The sequence below is a fragment of the Thermomonas beijingensis genome (genome assembly GCF_020034655.1).
GTDB classification, from domain to species: Bacteria; Pseudomonadota; Gammaproteobacteria; order Xanthomonadales; family Xanthomonadaceae; genus Thermomonas; species Thermomonas beijingensis.
In genome coordinates this window covers 348,976-367,458 of sequence record NZ_JAIQDJ010000001.1, presented here as the reverse complement: position 1 = coordinate 367,458, position 18,483 = coordinate 348,976, and the positions used below count along the sequence as shown (strand labels likewise).

Here is an 18,483-nt window from a genome sequence, read left to right as displayed (position 1 = left end):
ATCCTCTTAGCGGCTTCTTGCTTCTGGCAGCTTCTTCGCCTCACCCACCACTTTCCATGCGCCCAACGCGAACGCTGCCGCAACCACTGTGCCCGCGCCAAACACCGCCGTGGAACCGAAGCCCGACAGCAGCTTGTGCACCCACACGAAGGTGAGGTCACCGCCGCGATAGATCACGGTGTCAATCGCCGCACCAGCCTTGTAGCGCCACTCGCGCGCGACCCGGGTGTAGATGGTTTCGCGTGCGGGTTTGTTCAAGGAAAACTCGCTACTGCGGGTGATCACCTGCACCACCGCCACTAGCAGCGGTAATGGCGACGCAGCCAACGCGGCGTAGCCAAGCACAATCGCGCCGGCGGGAATCAACAGTGCCGGCGCAATCCCGAACCGCGACAGCAGGCGGCGCGTCACAAAGAGCTGGATCAGCAAGGTCAGGATATTCACCGCCAGATCAATCGTGGCGTAATAGGCGGTGGCGGCTTTCGGATCCGGGTAGAACTGGCGCACGATCGCGGCTTGTTCGTTGTACAACAAGGTGCCCACGCCCACCCCGAAGATGCACAGCACCGCCATCCAGCGCAGCAACGGCTCTTGCAGCACCAGCTTCAAGCCAGCAAACACCGTGCCTCCCATCGGCACTTCGCCACTGACCCATTTGCGCTGGGTTTCCCGCTGCACGGCATAACGCCGCAAGCGCAGCAGGCAGCCAATGCACAGCGCCAAAAATCCCGCCGACACCAGCATCAAATGCGCGATGCCGATGCGCTCCACCAATGCGCGGGTCAGGATTGGCCCGAGGATGGCGCCCACGGTGCCAGCCGCGCCGATATAACCGTAATAGCTGCGCGCTTCGGTGTCTGACCACACATCGGCCATGAAGCTCCAGAACACCGCGACCGCAAACAGGTTGAACACCGTAATCCACAGGAAGAACGCCATCCCGCGCCCGGCAACGCCACTATCGAACAGGGCATAAAACCCCAGCAGGGTGACGATGAAAAACCCGTACACCGCCGGCAGGAAGACCCGCCGTGGCCAGCGGCTGACCACCCAGCCATACACCGGCTGCAATACCAGCATGATCAGGAAGGTGCAGGTGAATAACACTTGCAGCTGCAATTCCTTGAGTGCGACGCCGTGCCTGGCAAACCAGCCAATCATCGCCGGTGGAAACAGGGCATTGACGTCGCTGGATGCGCCCATCGCTTCACGTACCGGGCGCAGCACGTAATAGCCACACAACAGGCAGAAGAAATACAAAAACGACCACAGCAGCGGCGGTGATTGCCGCAGTGCGGCCTTGAAGTGGCCCAATCGGCTGGAAGCGACAGCGGTGTCGGTCATGCGGGCCGATGGATAAGGCGTGGATGCGCAACGGTACCCGCAGACGCGGCAATACGCCACCGAGCATTTACTCTAGCGCTGGCGCATAGCGTCAAAGCTTGAAGTCAATCAGGGCGGCGACCGTTGGACAGCACATACGACTACATCATCATCGGTGCCGGTTCTGCCGGCTGCGTGCTGGCCAACCGCCTCAGCGAAGACCCTACCGTCAAGGTGCTGCTGCTGGAAGCCGGCGGCCGCGACTGGCACCCATTTGTGCACATGCCGGCCGGGCTGGCCAAAATCGCCGGGCTGACCTCGATCAACTGGAACTACACCACCACCCCGCAGCCGCAGTTGGGTGGGCGCGTGCTGTGGTGCCCACGCGGCAAGCTGCTGGGCGGCTCCAGCTCGATCAATGCGATGTGCTACATCCGTGGCGTGGCGGGCGACTACGACGGCTGGGCCGCAGGCGGTGCCGACGGCTGGCACTGGGACAATGTGTTGCCCTACTTCAAACGTGCCGAAGGCAATAGCCGTGGTAGCGACGCCTGGCATGGCGGCAATGGCCCGCTGTCGGTCAGCGACCTGCGCCACGTCAACCCGTTGACGCGGGTGTTCATCGAAGCCGGCCATCAAGCCGGGCTGACCCTCAATGATGACTTCAACGGTGCGCGCCAGGACGGCGTGGGCTTGTATCAAGTGACCCAACGCGACGGCGCACGCTGCTCGGCCGCGGTGGCCTATCTCAACCCGGTCAAGTCGCGCCCCAACCTGAGCCTGCGCACCCATGCCACCGCCAGCCGAATCACCTTCGAGCACGGCCGCGCTACCGGCATCACCTGCAGCGTCAATGGGCAAGGCCATCATTTTGTCGCCAGTCGCGAAGTGATCTTGAGTGGCGGTGCGATCAATTCGCCGCAACTGTTGATGCTCTCGGGGATTGGCCCAGCCGATGCTCTGCGCAAGCTCGGGATTGACGTGGTGCTGGATGCCCCCGGCGTGGGCGCCAATCTGCAAGACCATCTGGATGTCACCACCCTGCAGCATTGCAGCAAGCCGATCAGCTACGACCGCATCAGCGAAGTGAAAACCGCGCTGCACTATTTCCTGGGCGGCCATCAAGGCCCCGGCACCAGCAATGTGGCCGAGGGTGCCGGCTTCTTCCGCTCATCGCTGGCCAGTGATGAGCGCTGCGATATCCAGTTGCATTTCATCCCGGCGATGATCGACGACCACGGCCGCAACCGCCTGCCCGGCGATGGCTACACCATGCATGCGTGCTTCTTGCGGCCACACAGCCGTGGCACGCTGCGGCTGGCCAGCAACCGCGCAGCAGATGCGCCGATCATCGACCCCAACTACCTGGGCGACCCCGAAGGCTTCGACCTGAAAATGTTGGTGGAATGCGCCAAGCTCAGCCAGGACATCCTTTCGCAACGCGCCTTCACCCCGTATCGCGGTGCGCCCATCTACCCGGCCCAACCTCCGCGCAGCGAAGCCGATTACATCGACTACGTGCGCCAGCGCGCCGAAACCGTGTACCACCCGATTGGCACCTGTCGCATGGGCAATGACGCAACCGCCGTGGTGGATCCGCAACTGCGCGTGCGCGGCGTGGACGGCCTGCGCGTAGTGGACGCCTCGGTGATGCCCTGCCTGCCCAGCGGCAACACCAACGCGCCGACGATCATGATCGCGGAGCGCGCGGCGGATTTGATCAAGGCCGGCTGAACCTGCCCAAGATCGCCACGTTCACTCCCCCAACATCACCGGCAGTGGGCAATGCAGCACGCCGCAGATCGTGCGCACGAGTTCGGCTTCGGCCACGTTGACGCAGCCGTCGCTGCTGATGGCCTCGGTGATGGCTTCCACCATCACCTGCTTGGCCAAGGGATCCAGTGCATCCAACGGTGCCCATACGGCTTCCAACGCCTGCACGCCTTGTGCGGGTGGGGCGTACGGCACGTGGTCACGCGGCAACACGCGCTGCAAGCCGGCCAGATAAGCGCGTTTGGCGGCTGTCGCATCGTTGTTGCCGTAGTGCGCCACCACCGCCAGCAAGGTGGCAAATTCATTACGCACATTGCCGGGCTTGCTGCGGCCAAAGCGGGCGTAGCGTGCCGGATCCAGAGCTTCGCGTACTTGCACATCGAGCAGCTTGCCCAGGCAATAATCAAACAGTGAAACCTGCGCATCGGCGTGAATCACTGCTTGCACGGTCTGCAAGAACCCATTCAACTGCGGGCGCGGGCGCAAGCGCAGCACCGGGAAGGCCAGCGACGCCAGCGGCAGGCGCAACATCGGGTGCAGATCCACGGTGAGTTGCTGGTGGATGCGCAGCGCCTGTTCGGCAACATCGCCACCCAGCGCTGACTGCATGATCTGCTGCTGCGCGGCCTGCAGGGGTTCATCCTCGGCCAGCAACATGGCCAGCAGGAGCGGCATCACCGTGTCGCGGCCACGCGCCAGATCACGCAGCGCCTCGGGCATCGAGGCAGCAATCGCATTGGCGCGTCGGTAATCATCGGTGGCCGGCGTTGCCACTTGTGCCGACACTTGCAGTGGGGCCACTTGCACGCTGCTTGCCGGGTGCGGCAGCTGCGCATGACCCGTGTCACTCAACCCCAGCGCGAGGTCTTCCTGCAGGCCATCGGGGGGCGCTGCGCGCCACTGCGCTTGCAGTTGCGCCAGACGTGCATCCACAAAGCTAGGCTCCAGCGCGCGGATACGCTCCATCAACGGCGGATGGGTGGCAAACAAGCCGGAAAAGCCAATCCCATCGCCAAACAACATGTGGCTGACTTCCTCGGTATTGCCACGATCCTGCAAGCGCGAGCCGTCTTCCAGGCCGGCGATTTTTTTCAGCGCGCCGGCCAGCCCTGCGGTTTGGCGGGTGAACTGCACGGCGCTGGCGTCGGCCAGCCGCTCGCGCGTGCGGCTGATCCCGGCCTTGATCATGCGGCCGAAGAACAGGCCCACGTAGCCAATCACCAGCGCGATCAAGGCGGCAATCAACAAGCCACCGGCATTGCGATTGCGACCACTGCCGAAGCGGCCGTATTCCAGAATTTTGCGCCCGATCAAGCCCACCATCAGGATGCCGAACAACACCCCGATCAAGCGGATGTTCAAGCGCATGTCGCCATTGAGAATATGACTGAACTCATGCGCGATCACGCCCTGCAACTCATCCCGATTGAGCCTGTCCAGCGCGCCCCGGGTCACCGCCACCACCGCATCCGATGGCGTGAACCCCGCCGCAAAGGCATTGATGGCAGCTTCGTTCTCCAGCACGTAGAGCTTGGGTACTGGCACGCCGGAGGCAATCGAAATTTCTTCCACCACATTGCGCAACCGCCGCAGCGCCGGGTCGGTGGTGTCGGGCGGCACCCCACTGCCACCCATCTGCTGCGCCACTGCTTCGCCACCACCACTCAGGCTGGCGATGCGATACAGCGAACCAAACACAATCGTGACCACGGTGACGCCGCTGGTGAAGGCCAGCATCCGCCACGAATGGGTGACCGCCCACATCACCGCATCCACCGCACCAACGATGCAGGCCACTGCCAGCACCAACAGGACGATCAACCGCGTGCTATCCCGGCGCGCTGCTGCCTGGTGTTCGAAAAAATTCATGCGCAGCACTCAAGTCCCGATCAGAACTGCACCTTGGGGGCTTCACGCACCTGCGCCTGCTTGTCTGCCGGAATGTCGAGCAAGGTGGCGGCGAGGAACCCGAAGATGCCGGCGAAGATGGCGCTGGGAAACACTTCACGCTTGTTGTTGTAGGCCATCACCGCGTCGTTGAACGCTTGCCGTGCAAACGCGACTTTGTTCTCGGTGCTGGTCAGCTCTTCGGTGAGCTGCAGCATGTTTTCATTGGCTTTCAACTCCGGATACGCCTCGGCCACCGCCAGCAATCGGCCCAAGCCCGCATTGAGTTGACCTTGCGCGGCGGCCAGTTGCGCCATGGCCGCCGGATCCCCCGGATTGGCCTTGGCCGCAGACAGCCCCGATTGCGCCGCCGAACGTGCCGCGATTACTGCCTCGAGCGTTTCGCGTTCGTGGGCCATGTACTTCCTGGCCACTTCCACCAGATTGGGGATCAGGTCAAACCGTCGTTGCAACTGCACATCGATCTGCGCGAATGCGTTTTTGTAGGCATTCCGCGAGATGACCAGCCCGTTGTAGATACCCGCTACCCACAGCCCGATCACAACCAAAACCGCGATGAAAATCAGAAAGCCAACCATCAAAGTTCTCCTTGTTCATGCATTTGTGGCAGCAGGCGCTAGAATCGGGCCATCGTTGCAGCATACGCAGGGGGCCAACCCGATGAAAGAGCGCACCTTCAAGGTCACCCTCCGCAGTACCTTGCTCGCCACCTTGCTGCCCCTAGCACTGGGCTCCACCGCACAGACCGCAGGTCCATTGCACGGCGCAATTGCTCGTGCACAAGCCGCCGCCGCGCTGCCTGCAGCAATCACTGACTCCACTCCTGTTGCCTCAACAACCACGGTAACCAGCGGCGCACCACTCGATGTGCCGCGCTTTGAAGCGATTGCCTCGGCGCTGGTGGCCAATGGCCGCATCCCCGGTATGGCGATGGCAATCATCAAGGATGGCAAGATTCTCAGCGCGCGCGGCTATGGCGTGACCGATCTGCGCAACCCGCAACCCATTGATGCACATACCGTGTTCCGGTTGGCATCGCTGTCAAAATCATTTGCCGCCACCATGACCGGTATTTTGGTCAACGATGGCGTGCTGCGTTGGGACAGCCACCTGATTGACTACGTGCCATCGTTCCAACTCTCGCAACCGGGCGCAGCGCAGGAAGTTACCGTGGCCGACCTGCTCAGCCATCGCATCGGCCTGACCCGCAATGCATTCGACCGTGACTTGGAAGGCAATGAGGATTACCACAGCCTAACCCTGCGATTGGCCAATGCACCGATGACGTGTGCACCGGGGCAGTGTTACGCCTATCAAAACGTCGCGTTCAGCCTGATTGGCGACATCGTGTTCGCGACCACTGGCAAGTTCTACAGCGAAAGCGTGGCCAGCCGCATTTTCAAACCCCTTGGCATGCACGATGCCAGCTACGGTCTGGAAGGTATCGAAGCCAGCGCACGCTGGGCCAAGCCGCATGTGCGTGGGCGCGGCGGTTGGGTGCCACTGATGCCCAAACCCAATTACTACCGGGTTGCGCCGGCCGCAGGTGTCAATGCCAGCATCAGTGACATGGCGCAATGGTTGATTGCCCACACCGGGCACCGCCCCGATGTACTGCCGGCACCGCTACTTGCCACGTTGCACGCACCATTGGTGACCACGCCCACGGAAATTCACGGTAACGGTTGGCGGCGTGCTCGATTGACCTCCGCCAGTTATGCGTTGGGTTGGCGTGATTACAACTATTCCGGCCACAACGTGGTGTTCCATGGTGGTGCGGTGCAGGGCTACCGCGGCATGATGGCGATGCTGCCCGAGCAGGATTTGGGTGTAGTCATTTTGTGGAATAGCGAAAGCCCGCTGCCCAGCGGCCTGTTGCCAACGATTCTGGACAGTGCCTTGGGGCTCAATGGCGGCCAATGGCTGGATGACGACACCGTGGATGGCTCGGAAGACTTGCTGTACGCGGAGCGCGCTGGTGTCCCTGCCGGTATCAGCAGCAGCAAAGCCAAAGCCTCGCCACCCTGACTGGCATCTGCGTCATTGCATATGACGCAGGTGTGTGATCGTGCAAAAAGAAACCCTCCCCGCCTGGGCAACGGGAAGGGCCTGTAATGAGGTGGAACAACCCGCGCCGGGAATCCCGGCACGGTGAAACACTTACATCGTGGGCGTCATTGCCGGACTAGCCGGCATTGCAGCGGCCTTCTTGGCGACAGCCTTCTTCGCTGCCGGCTTCTTGGCCGCAGCCTTCTTCGCTGCCGGCTTCTTGGCAACCGCTTTCTTCACTGCCGGCTTCTTGGCCGCAGCCTTCTTCGCAGCAGGCTTCTTGGCAACCGCTTTCTTCGCCGCCGGCTTCTTGGCAACGGCCTTCTTCGCAGCAGGCTTCTTGGCAACCGCTTTCTTCGCCGCCGGCTTCTTGGCAACGGCCTTCTTCGCCGCCGGCTTCTTGGCGACAGCCTTCTTCACCGCCTTCTTGGCGGCCGGCTTCTTAGCGACAGCCTTTTTTGCAACTTTCTTCGCCGCCGGTTTCTTGGCAGCAACTTTTTTCGCAGCTTTTTTCACGGCCATGGTATGGCTCCTCGTCAATGGGTATTTCGGTAAAGCCCAGTCACACAAGACGCCGCAGGTATCGGACCTGCGATCGACCGCCGGCGCGCCAAGCGCGCCGGAACGGATGCGGTACCCATGCACGCAAGCTTCGCGGCATCGGTGATTGACGTCCTGGTGTCCATGAAAAAACCTGCGGCGCGAAGCACTGCAGGTTCAACCGTGGACGTTTGCGAAAAAAATGTGCGGCATCCGCGGAGAAGACGGGGCCACTGCATCCACCGGCAATCGCCTGCGGTGAAGTCGGGTGACGTGCTGTCGACTGTTGCGATGTGCTTGCTCACTTGATTCCGCAGGAGACGTCTGCTTGGGCGAAAGCTAGTCACGCTTTTTTCCAGTGTCAACAATCTTGCGCAAAGTTTTTTGCGGCATGCACGCGACACATCGGAAAGCACGGCACCGACAACGTCAAGAATCCTGTTCAAGCACAGCCTTCAAGGCTACATGCATGAACCGCAATACATTGCGTATCGCAAGCAATGATGCGGACTTCAGCGCGCACGCAACATCAACGCGCAGCACCGAGATGCACGCGCCGCATATGGCATCCACGCAGAAAACCGCAGGCAACAAGCAACCAAAAAAATTCGCATTGCATGTCGCGTTTTCGCGTCGCACAAACCTGTTTGCGCGAACTTTGCGCAAACTTCCCGCACTGCTTGCGACAAAATCGTCTGGAGTTTCAATGCATGCGCACAGCACACATGCATCGTTGCGATTATCTGCGCACAAAGTTCGCCCAAGAAAAACCCGCACCGTTGCCGGCGCGGGTCTGTGTGGTTCGACGCCGCAGGTTACGGTCAGTGCTCGTCGCTATCGAGCAGTTCAGCGTAATCGTCGGGTGCCAACAACTCGCCCAGTTGATCAGCATCGTCCAGCTCAATCACGAACAACCAGCCATCACCATAGGCATCCTCGTTGATGGTTTCCGGCTTGTCAGCCAGTGCAGTGTTGACTTCGACAACCTTGCCGGACACTGGCGCATACACGTCGGAAGCGGCTTTCACCGACTCGACAACCGCGCAGGCATTGCCGGCTTGGATCTGATCACCCACATTCGGCAACTCGACATACACCAAGTCGCCCAACAGGCCCTGTGCGTGATCGGAAATGCCGATGGTAGCTTTGCCGTTGTCTTCGGCACGCACCCATTCGTGGGATTTGAGGAATTTGAGGTCGCCTGGGATCTCGCTCATTGGGGTGGCTCCTGTTGCGCGGTGCGTGGGGGGAATGGGGAAAGTCTAACCAAGGATGACGCGAAAGTTCAGATGCCGGGCTGGATGGTGTTGTCACGCACGAACGGGAACTTGACCACCCGCACCGGGATTTCCTTGCCACGGATATCCACGCGCACGTTGCCAGCCGCACCCAGCGGGATGTCGCCAGCCGGCACACGGGCAAACGCAATGGCCTTGCCGATGCTGGGCGAGAACGTGCCGGACAGGATTTCACCCTCGCCATGCGCGGTCAGCACTTTCTGGCCGTGCCGCAACACGCCCTTGTCATCCATCACCAAGCCAATCATCTGGCGGGCGCTGCCTGCGGCTTGCTGCGCTTCCAGCGCGCTGCGGCCGATGAAGTCGCGGCCGTCATCCAGCACTACCGTCCACGCCAGTGCAGCCTCGAATGGCGAGACGGTGTCGTCCATGTCCTGTCCGTACAAATTCATGCCGGCTTCCAAACGCAGAGTGTCGCGCGCGCCCAAGCCCGCAGGCTTCACCCCGGCGGCAAGCAGTGCATTCCAGAACGCCACGGTCTGCGCTTCCGGCACGATCACTTCAAAGCCGTCTTCACCGGTATAGCCGGTGCGTGCCACAAACACCTCAACGCCATCGACGGTTTTGGCGGCGCGTGCGGAGAATCGCACCAACTTCGACACCGGGGCCTGGTCTTCTTCGCGCAGCAGGCCAATCACCTTGGCGCGCGCATTCGGGCCTTGCACGGCGACCATGCCGAATTCGGGGCGCTCGCTGACAATCACCTCAAATGCTTTCGCCTGCGCGCTGATCCATGCCAGATCCTTGTCGCGAGTGGCCGCATTGACCACCAGCCGGAACCACGACTCATCCATGAAGTAGATGATGAGATCGTCAATCACCCCACCCTGCGGGTTGAGCATGGCGGTGTACAGCGCCTTGCCGGATTTTTGCAGCTTGTCCACCGAATTGGCGACCAAGTGGCGCAGGAATTCACGCACCCGCGCACCATTCAAATCCACCACGGTCATGTGCGACACATCGAACATGCCGGCATCGCGGCGCACCTGATGGTGCTCGTCGATCTGCGAACCGTAGTGGATCGGCATGTCCCAACCGCCGAAATCGACCATCTTGGCGCCAAGCGCGCGATGGGTGTCGTTGAGGATGGTCTTTTGCGTCATGGCGGAAGCCTGTCTTGCGTGTGGGGAGCACCATTATCCCAAAGCTTTGCGTGCCCTGCGTGCGGATCTGTGGCCAAATCAGACCGCCTGCACCTGCAAGCTCATGGCATCGCCGCCGATGATGCGCACTTCGGCCCCTGCCGGCAGATCAGGCCCGGTTACATCCCAATACGCATCGGCAATCTGCACACGGCCACGGCCATTGACGATGGCGCGATCCAACAGTACCACCCGCCCCACCAAGGCCGCCGTACGCTTGTTCAGTGCCGGCTGATCACTGTCCGGCTCGCGCTTGCGAAACCAGGTGCGATAGACCTGGATGGAAATAAAACTCAAGACCACAAACCCGGCCACTTGCGCCAGCAGCGGAATACCGGGCAACAGCCACACCGCCAGAAACACCACGCCTGCGGCCAGGCCCATCCACAGCATGAACGCCCCCGGTGCCAGCACTTCGGCGGCGATCAACACCAGTGCGAACGCCGCCCACGCGAACATGTCCCAACGCATGCCTCAGCCCTCCGCCCTAGTAACCGCCTTGCCAGAGGCCTGCTTGGTCATGGCTTCTTTGGCTAACTCGGCAATCCCGCCAATCGAACCGATGATGCCGGCCGACTCCATCGGCATCATCACGAACTTCTGATTGGGCGCTTCGGCCAGCGCCTTGAACGCCTCGATGTATTTCTGCGCGACGAAATAGTTGATCGCCTGCACATTGCCGCCGGCGATCGCGTCGGACACCAGCTGGGTGGCCTTGGCTTCGGCTTCGGCCAGACGCTCGCGCGCTTCGGCTTGCCGGAACGCGGATTCCTTTTGGCCTTCGGCTTCCAGAATCGTGGATTGTTTTTCGCCCTCGGCCTTGAGGATTGCCGCTTGGCGGAAACCCTCGGCTTCCAGGATGTTGGCGCGTTTTTCGCGCTCGGCCTTCATCTGCCGCGCCATCGAATCGACCAGGTCGCGCGGCGGCTGGATGTCTTTAAGTTCGATGCGGTTGACCTTCAGGCCCCACGGATGGGTGGCTTGATCCACCGCATGCAACACCTTGGTATTGATCTCGTCGCGCTTGGACAACGACTCATCCAGATCCAGCGAACCAATCGCGGTGCGGATATTGGTCATCACCAGATTGAGGATGGCCACTTCCAACTGCGCCACTTCATACGCAGCCTTGGCCGCATCCAGCACTTGGAAATAGACCACGCCATCGACTTTGACCACCGCGTTGTCCTTGGTAATCACGTCCTGACTGGGCACGTCCATCACCTGCTCCATCATGTTGATCTTGCGCCCCACGCTGTACATGATCGGCACCAGAAAATGCAGACCCGGCGTCATCGTGTGGGTATACCGACCAAAGCGCTCCACCGTCCATTCGTAGCCCTGCGGCACCATCCGCACGGTCTTGGCCACACCAATGATCCCGGCCAACAATAAAATCAAGGCAAGAAACTGTGTCATCGCGTCCACTCCATCCAAGTTCCCCGCAGTATAGGCCCGCACGTTGAGCCCAACCGCACAACACCCTAAGCTGCCACGGCACGCAAGCGTGCCTGACACGCAAGGGGACAGGCTTGAACATCATCGGAACTGGGCTGCGCGAGTTCTGGCACCAATTACGCTCGCCGCCGGATGCGTTGATGCTGGAATTGGGCGCCGGCGGCGAGTTATTGGTAGCGCAATTGCGCGCCGGCTTGTCGCTCGCCTTGCTGCTGTTGCCATTAATGAATCTGGTGACCGGTGAGTTCACCCCGACTGAAGGCGTGGCCGGCATGCTGGGCGTCATCGCCGCGATTGCCTTGTCACAGGTCTGGCTGGTCTTGGCGCGCCAGCCGAAACGTTTGCGTTGGTTGCCCTGGGCCACATCAAGCTACGACATCAGCCTGACCTCGCTGGTGCTGGTGCTGCTGGCCTTATCATCACCTGCCACCGGCATGAACAGCATGGTGGTGTGGGCGTTCTATTTGATTGCGATCACCATGACTGCGCTGCGCAACGATGGTCGCCTGACCTTGTTTGTTGGTGGCTTAGCCATGCTGCAGTACGCCGCGATTGCGGTTGCAGTGTTTTGGTCTGTGCATTCGCCCGAGCAATTGATGTCGGTCGAATACGGCACGGTGCGGGTATCGAATATTCTGCAACGCCTTTTGTTGCTTGGCATCATGACCACGATCACGGCAGCGGTGACCTACCGTATGCAGCGCTTGGTGGAATTGTCCGGCAACGATGGGCTGACCGGCTTGCCCAATCGCACCCTGCTTGTCCACCGTTTCCCAAGCTTGATGGATGATGCGCGCGACACCGGGTGCTCGCTTTCCGTCTGCCTGATCGATCTGGATTATTTCCGCCGAATCAATGATGAAGAAGGCCACATGATTGGCGATCGCGCCCTGCGCCATGCGGCGGGTGTATTGCGCAACGGTCTGGAAGCTGGCGATTGGCTGGTGCGCTTGGGCGGTGAAGAGTTTGTGCTGGTGATGGCGCTGCCCACCGGGCGCAGTTGGGAACGCCTGGAAACGTTGCGCCGCAACATGGCGACCCAGCCATTCGTGCCCGAGCTCGATGCTGACCCCATCCGGTTGACCTTCAGTGCCGGCATTGCCAGCTGGCCGCAGGATGGCGTGGATCTGTCGCAACTGTTGCGGCGCGCCGACCTGCGCCTGCGTCAGGCCAAACTGGAAGGCCGCAACCGAGTGGTCGCGCGCGAAAGTTGATGCCAACGGTGTCCGCCGCGATGTGCACCGCGTCTTGCCGATCACGCCCGCGCTGCCCTACCCTGCGCCAAGCAGGCGCGCCGTAGCGCCTGGCATGGGAGCCTGTGTGAATCTGAAGCTGCGCCTGACCGTAATGAATTTTCTCCAGTTTTTCATCTGGGGGGCGTGGCTGATCACCATCGGCGCGTATTGGTTCCAGAACAAGCAATGGTCCGGCACCAGCTTCGGCGCGATTTTTTCGACCATGGGTATCAGCGCCCTGTTCATGCCAGCGTTGATGGGCGTGGTGGCCGACAAGTGGATCAGTGCGCAAAAACTCTATGGCTTGCTGCATATCGGTGGCGCGCTGACACTCTTCTATGTGCCGCAGGTCAATGACCCGCACACCATGTTCTGGGTGATGTTGGCGACGATGATTTGCTACATGCCCACCATCTCGCTGGCGATTGCGGTGGCCTACAACGCGATCAAGCGTGAAGGGCTGGATGTCGTGCGTGATTACCCGCCGATCCGGGTGTGGGGCACCGTTGGGTTTATCGCCGCATTGTGGACCACCAGCTTGCTCAAGCTGGAAACCTCGCCAGGCCAGTTCTATATCGCATCGGCTGCATCGCTGGTGCTGGGTCTGTACGCCTTCACCCTGCCACCCTGTCCGCCAACGCTGGGCCAAGGGGGCGGCAATCGCTCGCTGGTGGACGTGCTGGGGCTGTCCTCGTTCCGCCTGTTCAAGGATCGCAACATGGCGGTGTTCTTCGTGTTCGCGATGCTGCTGGGCGCGGCGCTGCAGCTGACCAACGCTTATGGCGACACCTTCCTGCACGATTTTGCCAATGTCGATGCCTACAAGGACACGCTGGCGGTGCGCTACCCCGCCATCATCATGTCCATCTCGCAGATCAGCGAAACCCTGTTCATCCTCACCATCCCGTTCTTCCTGCGCCGCTTCGGCATCAAGACGGTGATGACGATCAGCATGCTGGCGTGGTTCCTGCGTTTTGGCCTGTTCGCCTACGGCAACCCGGGGCCGGGCCTGTGGATGATCGTGATGAGCTGCATCGTCTACGGGATGGCCTTTGATTTCTTCAACATTTCCGGCAGCTTGTTTGTCGAACAGCAGGCCGACCCCAAGATCCGCGCCTCGGCACAGGGCCTGTACATGTTGATGACCAATGGCATCGGCGCGGTGCTGGGCAGCCTGGTAGCCGGGTTCGTGATTGATCACTGGTTTACCGATGCCGGCGGCGCAAAAGACTGGCACGGCATCTGGGTGACGTTTGCGCTGTATGCGCTGGCGATGGCGGTGGCCTTCGTGCCGCTGTTCAAACACCGGCATACCCCCCACAAGGTCATTCCCGCGCATGGCGCGGCGGATGTGGGCAACCCCTGATGGCCCGCGTGTGTGTCATCGGCTCGTTCAACCTCGACCATGTCTGGCGCGTGCCTGCACTGCCGCAGGCAGGGGCAACCTTGGCCGGCAGGTATGCCACCGGCCCCGGCGGCAAAGGCTTCAATCAGGCGATCGCAGCAGCACGTGCGGGTGCCGATACGCGCTTTATCTGTGCGTTGGGCGATGACGCCGGCGCCCGGTTGGCACGCGAGCTGTGCGCGAATGACGGCATCGACCTCCATGCAGCAGCCAGTGCCGCACCTACCGGCACCGCCGGGATTTATGTGGATGCCGAAGGCCGTAATTGCATCGTGATTGGTGCTGGCGCCAATGCCGAGCTGGCACCGGCCTGGGTCAGTGCACATCTGCCTGCGCTGATCGCTGACGATGTCGTGCTGGCCCAGTTGGAATCCCCGCTGGATGCGGTGGCGCAAGCATTGGCCAGCGGCGCTGCGGCCGGGGCTGTCTGCATCCTCAACCCGGCACCGGCCAATGTGGCGATCAGCCAAATCTTGCTCGATCACGTGCACATCCTGACCCCCAACGAAACCGAATTCGTGGCCTTGCTGAACCGTCATGTGGGTGAACGCGTCGACGCCGACGCGGTAGCTGGCCTCGATCAACCGCGCCTGCACGCACTCTGCCGCACGCTGTTGCCGGAAGGCAGCGTCATCATCACGCTGGGTGCCAGCGGCTGTTTTGTGTCGCATGCCAACAGCCACCTGCGCGGTGATGAGCACGCCTGCTACCGCATCTCCGCCGAACCCGCACACGTGGTCGATACCACCGGTGCCGGCGACGCCTTCAATGGCGCACTGGCGGCATCCCTGGCGCAACGCCCACAGCGTGCGTTTATCGAACACGTCCGTTTTGCTGGCCGCTATGCGGCGCGCTCCACCGAGCACGCTGGTGCTGCATTGGCGATGCCGAAACTGCCGGTTGCTTAAACCGCTGCCGGTACACTACGCCGATGCGCATCGGCCCCTACACCATCGCCCCGAACGTGATGCTTGCGCCGATGGCGGGGGTCACCGATAAACCCTTCCGGCTGCTGTGCAAGCGCATGGGGGCGGGCTTGGCAGTGTCGGAAATGACGATTTCCGACCCGCGATTCTGGAACACCACAAAATCGCGCACGCGGATGGATCATGCTGGTGAGCCGGATCCGGTCAGCGTGCAGATCGCCGGCACCGACCCTGCCGCGTTGGCCGACGCGGCGCGCTTCAATGTGGATCACGGGGCGCAAATCATCGACATCAATATGGGCTGTCCGGCCAAGAAAGTGTGCAACGTGCTGGCCGGCAGCGCGCTGATGCGCGACCCGCAATTGGTGGCGCGAATTGTGTCGGCGGTGGTGGCAGCAGCAAGCGTGCCGGTGACGCTGAAAATCCGTACCGGCTGGGATGCCGAGCATATAAATGCACTGCAGATTGCGCGCATTGCCGAAGATGCCGGCATCCAGGCGCTGGCCATCCACGGCCGCACCCGCGACCAGCACTACGCGGGCAGCGCCGAGTACGCCACGATTGCACAAGTCAAGGCGGCACTGCGCATTCCGGTGATCGCCAATGGCGACATCGACTCGCCGCAGAAAGCCGCGTTCGTGTTGCAGCACACCGCGGCCGATGCGGTGATGGTGGGCCGCGCCGCGCAGGGACGGCCGTGGCTGCTGGGCCAGATCGCGCACTATCTGAAGACCGGCGAGGCCTTGCCAGACCCCGCGCTGCCCAGCGTGCGCGACACGCTCATCGCACACCTGCACGCGCTGCACGCCCACTACGGTGAAGAGATGGGCGTGCGCATTGCACGCAAGCATCTGGGTTGGTATGCCAAAGACCGGCCCGAGAATGCCGCATTCCGCGCCGTGGTCAACCGCGCACAAACTGCCGATGCGCAATTGCAGCTGACCTGCGATTATTTCGATGCGCTGATTGCAGGCGTGTCGCCCGAATTACCCGTTGCTGCCTGAGCCACGGGGGCATTCCAGATCCGCTGCCATACGCTATCCCACATCGCGCCGGGAGCGATACGCAGGGTGTGCACCTGCGTCGGCGCAACTGCTTTCCAAGTTCCAGCGTCGTGCTGCGCCACCCGAAAGCTGAAGAAATAGTCTGGTGCACTGCCCATGCGCAGATCATCCAGCACCAGTGCACCATCGACCACCCGCGCCCCCACAAACCCGTTGGTGAACCACGTCAAACGCTGCACGGTGGGCACATTACTGGCGGCTTGCAGCGCAGCGGTATTCGACGGATGAAATACAAACCGCATCGGCCCGCGATCGGCGGCCAGCGAGCGGTAGCCTTCCAGATACCCGCCGGGCACCATCACCACCTCACGCCATAACAGGGTGTTGAGCGGCATTGGTACGGAAAACCGTGGTGCATCGGCATGACCGAGCCCCGCCAACTCGCGGTCTGCAACACGCGTCACCAGCGCCTTTGCCAACAGCGACCAACCCAGATAGCCCACGCCCAGTACCAGCCCCGCCAGCAATGCCCGTTGCCCCAGCGGCTTGTTCCACGCCCACCACGCCACGATGCAGGCCAGCAGCCACGGCAAGGTGAACAAGGGATCGACGATGAACAGCGTGCTCCACATCAGCGGCGGCAGCGGGATCGGCCACAGCAGTTGCGTGCCGTACACGGTGAAGCTGTCCAGCAGCGGGTGCGCCATCAGGCATATGAAGATCGCCCACCACCAACGCGCGGGTGCCGCGGTCACCCGCCCGCCACGGCGCTTGAAGCACCACCAGATCGCCCACGCGATCAGCGGCAGGACCAGCCACGAATGGGTGGCGGCGCGATGGCACGTCATCCGCAGCACCGGGTTGTCGCTCAGCAGCAGCGGAAATACATCCAGATCCGGCACGGTATTCAATGCAGCCCCCGCCAACAGTGCGGCGCGGCGATCGGCTTTGGGGGCGATGGCGGCGGCAATGACGCCGCCATAAAACAAATGTGTAATCGAGTCCATCGCAGCATCCTAGAGCAAGCGCAAAGTCTGAACGCAGGGCATCGGCATCGGGTGCATGATGCACGGTGGTCAACATCGCGCTATCATGCGCACCCATCTTTCCATCCGAATACAAGGATATAAGCAATGTCCAGCTACCTGTTCACGTCAGAATCGGTCTCTGAAGGCCATCCGGACAAGATCGCCGACCAGATCTCCGATGCAGTGCTGGACGCGATCATCGCCCAGGACAAGCACGCCCGCGTGGCCTGCGAAACGCTGGTCAAGACGGGTGCTGCCATCGTTGCCGGCGAAGTGACGACCAGCGCGTGGGTGGATATCGAAGCCTTGGCACGCAAGGTCATCAACGATATCGGCTACGACAATTCCAATGTCGGCTTCGATGGCCACACCTGCGCCATCATCAACATGCTCGGCAAGCAGTCGCCCGACATCAACCAGGGCGTGGACCGCAAGAAGCCGGAAGACCAGGGCGCGGGCGACCAGGGCCTGATGTTCGGCTACGCCTGCAACGAGGCGCCGGAATTCATGCCGGCCCCGCTGTACTACAGCCACCGCCTGGTCGAGCAGCAGGCGAAGGTGCGCAAGAGCGGCAAGCTGAAGTGGCTGCGCCCGGACGCCAAGTCGCAGGTCACCCTGCGCTACGACGGCAACACCGTGCTGGGCCTCGATGCGGTGGTGCTGTCCACCCAGCATGATCCGGACATCAAGCAGAAGGACCTGATCGAGGCGGTGCGCACGCACATCCTCGCCCCGGTGCTGCCGAAAAAATGGCTGGACGCGCTGCCGAAGAACAAGGTGCACATCAACCCGACCGGCAAATTCGTGATTGGCGGGCCGGTGGGTGACTGCGGCCTGACCGGACGCAAGATCATCGTCGATACCTACGGCGGCATGGCCCGCCACGGCGGCGGTGCGTTCTCGGGCAAAGATCCGTCGAAGGTGGATCGCTCGGCTGCTTACGCGGCGCGTTATGTGGCCAAGAATATTGTCGCCGCGGGTCTGGCCGACAAGTGCGAAGTGCAGGTCAGCTACGCCATCGGCGTGGCGCTGCCGACCTCCATTTCCGTGACGACCTTCGGCACCGGCAAGGTGGGCGATGATGTGATCGAAAAACTGATCCGCGCCCATTTCGACCTGCGCCCGTATGCCATCACCCGCATGCTGGACCTGGAGCACCCGATCTACCAGCCCACCGCCAGCTACGGCCACTTCGGCCGCAAGCCGAAGGAGATCAGCTACACCGACGGCGCCGGCAAGAAGCAAAAAGCCACCGCCTTCAGCTGGGAAAAGACCGACAAGGCCGAAGCCCTGCGCAAAGCCGCAAAGCTGTAAGAGTGGGCCCTGCCCGCCACCGGACAGCAACCCAAGCAATACAGCGAACGGGTCGCAGCAATGCGGCCCGTTCTTTTTTT

The 18,483-nt window shown here is 61.8% G+C and carries 16 protein-coding genes; 7 read left to right on the top strand and 9 right to left on the bottom strand.

The window, feature by feature from the left end:
• Positions 1-6: 6 nt before the first annotated feature.
• Positions 7-1,344 carry an NTP/NDP exchange transporter gene (locus K7B09_RS01640; protein ID WP_223626081.1) on the bottom strand — a complete coding sequence of 446 codons (1,338 nt, stop codon included), beginning with the start codon at positions 1,342-1,344 and terminating at the stop codon, positions 7-9.
• Positions 1,345-1,467: 123 nt separating this feature from the next.
• Between K7B09_RS01640 and K7B09_RS01635 the strand changes: the two genes are divergently transcribed.
• Positions 1,468-3,057, top strand: coding sequence for a GMC family oxidoreductase (locus K7B09_RS01635; protein ID WP_223626079.1), 1,590 nt, complete (start codon positions 1,468-1,470; stop codon positions 3,055-3,057).
• 21 nt (positions 3,058-3,078) lie between these two features.
• On the opposite strand, the gene K7B09_RS01630 is transcribed toward K7B09_RS01635, so the two are convergent.
• Complete coding sequence (locus K7B09_RS01630) at positions 3,079-4,965, bottom strand: M48 family metallopeptidase (protein ID WP_223626076.1); 1,887 nt, start codon at positions 4,963-4,965, stop codon at positions 3,079-3,081.
• Between the two features lie 20 nt (positions 4,966-4,985).
• Positions 4,986-5,582 (bottom strand): LemA family protein, encoded by a 597-nt coding sequence (locus tag K7B09_RS01625; RefSeq protein ID WP_223626074.1) that lies wholly within the window; start codon positions 5,580-5,582, stop codon positions 4,986-4,988.
• A gap of 82 nt (positions 5,583-5,664) precedes the next feature.
• Between K7B09_RS01625 and K7B09_RS01620 the strand changes: the two genes are divergently transcribed.
• Positions 5,665-7,032, top strand: coding sequence for a serine hydrolase domain-containing protein (locus K7B09_RS01620; RefSeq protein ID WP_223626072.1), 1,368 nt, complete (start codon positions 5,665-5,667; stop codon positions 7,030-7,032).
• Between the two features lie 132 nt (positions 7,033-7,164).
• On the opposite strand, the gene K7B09_RS01615 is transcribed toward K7B09_RS01620, so the two are convergent.
• From K7B09_RS01615 to K7B09_RS01595, 5 genes are all read right to left on the bottom strand, one after another.
• The gene (locus K7B09_RS01615; RefSeq protein WP_223626069.1) at positions 7,165-7,575 is read right to left on the bottom strand and encodes a histone H1-like repetitive region-containing protein; all 411 of its coding nucleotides are present in this window, start codon (positions 7,573-7,575) and stop codon (positions 7,165-7,167) included.
• An 839-nt stretch (positions 7,576-8,414) separates the two neighbouring features.
• The gene (gcvH, locus tag K7B09_RS01610) at positions 8,415-8,810 is read right to left on the bottom strand and encodes a glycine cleavage system protein GcvH (protein ID WP_223626067.1); all 396 of its coding nucleotides are present in this window, start codon (positions 8,808-8,810) and stop codon (positions 8,415-8,417) included.
• Positions 8,811-8,878: 68 nt separating this feature from the next.
• Positions 8,879-9,994 carry a glycine cleavage system aminomethyltransferase GcvT gene (gcvT, locus tag K7B09_RS01605; protein WP_223626065.1) on the bottom strand — a complete coding sequence of 372 codons (1,116 nt, stop codon included), beginning with the start codon at positions 9,992-9,994 and terminating at the stop codon, positions 8,879-8,881.
• A 78-nt stretch (positions 9,995-10,072) separates the two neighbouring features.
• The gene (locus K7B09_RS01600) at positions 10,073-10,504 is read right to left on the bottom strand and encodes an NfeD family protein (RefSeq protein WP_223626062.1); all 432 of its coding nucleotides are present in this window, start codon (positions 10,502-10,504) and stop codon (positions 10,073-10,075) included.
• Positions 10,505-10,507: 3 nt separating this feature from the next.
• Positions 10,508-11,452: an SPFH domain-containing protein gene (locus K7B09_RS01595; protein WP_223626059.1), complete on the bottom strand. Its 945-nt coding sequence runs from the start codon at positions 11,450-11,452 to the stop codon at positions 10,508-10,510.
• 113 nt (positions 11,453-11,565) lie between these two features.
• On the opposite strand from K7B09_RS01595, the gene K7B09_RS01590 reads away from it, so the two are divergent.
• The 4 genes from K7B09_RS01590 (at position 11,566) to dusB (ending at position 16,061) form a co-directional block, all read left to right on the top strand.
• On the top strand, positions 11,566-12,705 hold the full coding sequence (locus K7B09_RS01590; RefSeq protein WP_223626057.1) for a GGDEF domain-containing protein: 1,140 nt from the start codon (positions 11,566-11,568) through the stop codon (positions 12,703-12,705).
• 106 nt (positions 12,706-12,811) lie between these two features.
• Positions 12,812-14,092 (top strand): nucleoside permease, encoded by a 1,281-nt coding sequence (locus K7B09_RS01585; protein ID WP_223626055.1) that lies wholly within the window; start codon positions 12,812-12,814, stop codon positions 14,090-14,092.
• The gene (locus K7B09_RS01580) at positions 14,092-15,039 is read left to right on the top strand and encodes a ribokinase (RefSeq protein ID WP_223626053.1); all 948 of its coding nucleotides are present in this window, start codon (positions 14,092-14,094) and stop codon (positions 15,037-15,039) included. Before K7B09_RS01585 ends, K7B09_RS01580 begins: the two co-directional genes overlap by 1 nt.
• A gap of 23 nt (positions 15,040-15,062) precedes the next feature.
• Positions 15,063-16,061, top strand: coding sequence for a tRNA dihydrouridine synthase DusB (gene dusB / locus K7B09_RS01575; protein WP_223626050.1), 999 nt, complete (start codon positions 15,063-15,065; stop codon positions 16,059-16,061).
• Here the strand turns inward: dusB and K7B09_RS01570 are convergent.
• Positions 16,007-17,068: a metal-dependent hydrolase gene (locus tag K7B09_RS01570; RefSeq protein WP_223626048.1), complete on the bottom strand. Its 1,062-nt coding sequence runs from the start codon at positions 17,066-17,068 to the stop codon at positions 16,007-16,009. The two genes, dusB and K7B09_RS01570, sit on opposite strands and share 55 nt — an antisense overlap.
• Positions 17,069-17,194: 126 nt before the next feature.
• Here K7B09_RS01570 and metK point away from each other — a divergent pair, with 126 nt between their 5' ends.
• Complete coding sequence (gene metK / locus K7B09_RS01565; protein WP_223626046.1) at positions 17,195-18,403, top strand: methionine adenosyltransferase; 1,209 nt, start codon at positions 17,195-17,197, stop codon at positions 18,401-18,403.
• Positions 18,404-18,483 lie beyond the last annotated feature (80 nt).

What these genes read in the sequence shown, in the direction of transcription:
- K7B09_RS01600 (WP_223626062.1), bottom strand. Translation starts at nt 10,504, where the DNA reads ATGCGTTGGGACATGTTCGCGTGGGCGGCGTTCGCACTGGTGTTGATC.
- dusB (WP_223626050.1), top strand. Translation starts at nt 15,063, where the DNA reads ATGCGCATCGGCCCCTACACCATCGCCCCGAACGTGATGCTTGCGCCG.
- K7B09_RS01625 (WP_223626074.1), bottom strand. Translation starts at nt 5,582, where the DNA reads ATGGTTGGCTTTCTGATTTTCATCGCGGTTTTGGTTGTGATCGGGCTG.
- K7B09_RS01615 (WP_223626069.1), bottom strand. Translation starts at nt 7,575, where the DNA reads ATGGCCGTGAAAAAAGCTGCGAAAAAAGTTGCTGCCAAGAAACCGGCG.
- K7B09_RS01580 (WP_223626053.1), top strand. Translation starts at nt 14,092, where the DNA reads ATGGCCCGCGTGTGTGTCATCGGCTCGTTCAACCTCGACCATGTCTGG.
- metK (WP_223626046.1), top strand. Translation starts at nt 17,195, where the DNA reads ATGTCCAGCTACCTGTTCACGTCAGAATCGGTCTCTGAAGGCCATCCG.
- K7B09_RS01620 (WP_223626072.1), top strand. Translation starts at nt 5,665, where the DNA reads ATGAAAGAGCGCACCTTCAAGGTCACCCTCCGCAGTACCTTGCTCGCC.
- gcvT (WP_223626065.1), bottom strand. Translation starts at nt 9,994, where the DNA reads ATGACGCAAAAGACCATCCTCAACGACACCCATCGCGCGCTTGGCGCC.
- gcvH (WP_223626067.1), bottom strand. Translation starts at nt 8,810, where the DNA reads ATGAGCGAGATCCCAGGCGACCTCAAATTCCTCAAATCCCACGAATGG.
- K7B09_RS01640 (WP_223626081.1), bottom strand. Translation starts at nt 1,344, where the DNA reads ATGACCGACACCGCTGTCGCTTCCAGCCGATTGGGCCACTTCAAGGCC.
- K7B09_RS01595 (WP_223626059.1), bottom strand. Translation starts at nt 11,452, where the DNA reads ATGACACAGTTTCTTGCCTTGATTTTATTGTTGGCCGGGATCATTGGT.
- K7B09_RS01630 (WP_223626076.1), bottom strand. Translation starts at nt 4,965, where the DNA reads ATGAATTTTTTCGAACACCAGGCAGCAGCGCGCCGGGATAGCACGCGG.
- K7B09_RS01570 (WP_223626048.1), bottom strand. Translation starts at nt 17,068, where the DNA reads ATGGACTCGATTACACATTTGTTTTATGGCGGCGTCATTGCCGCCGCC.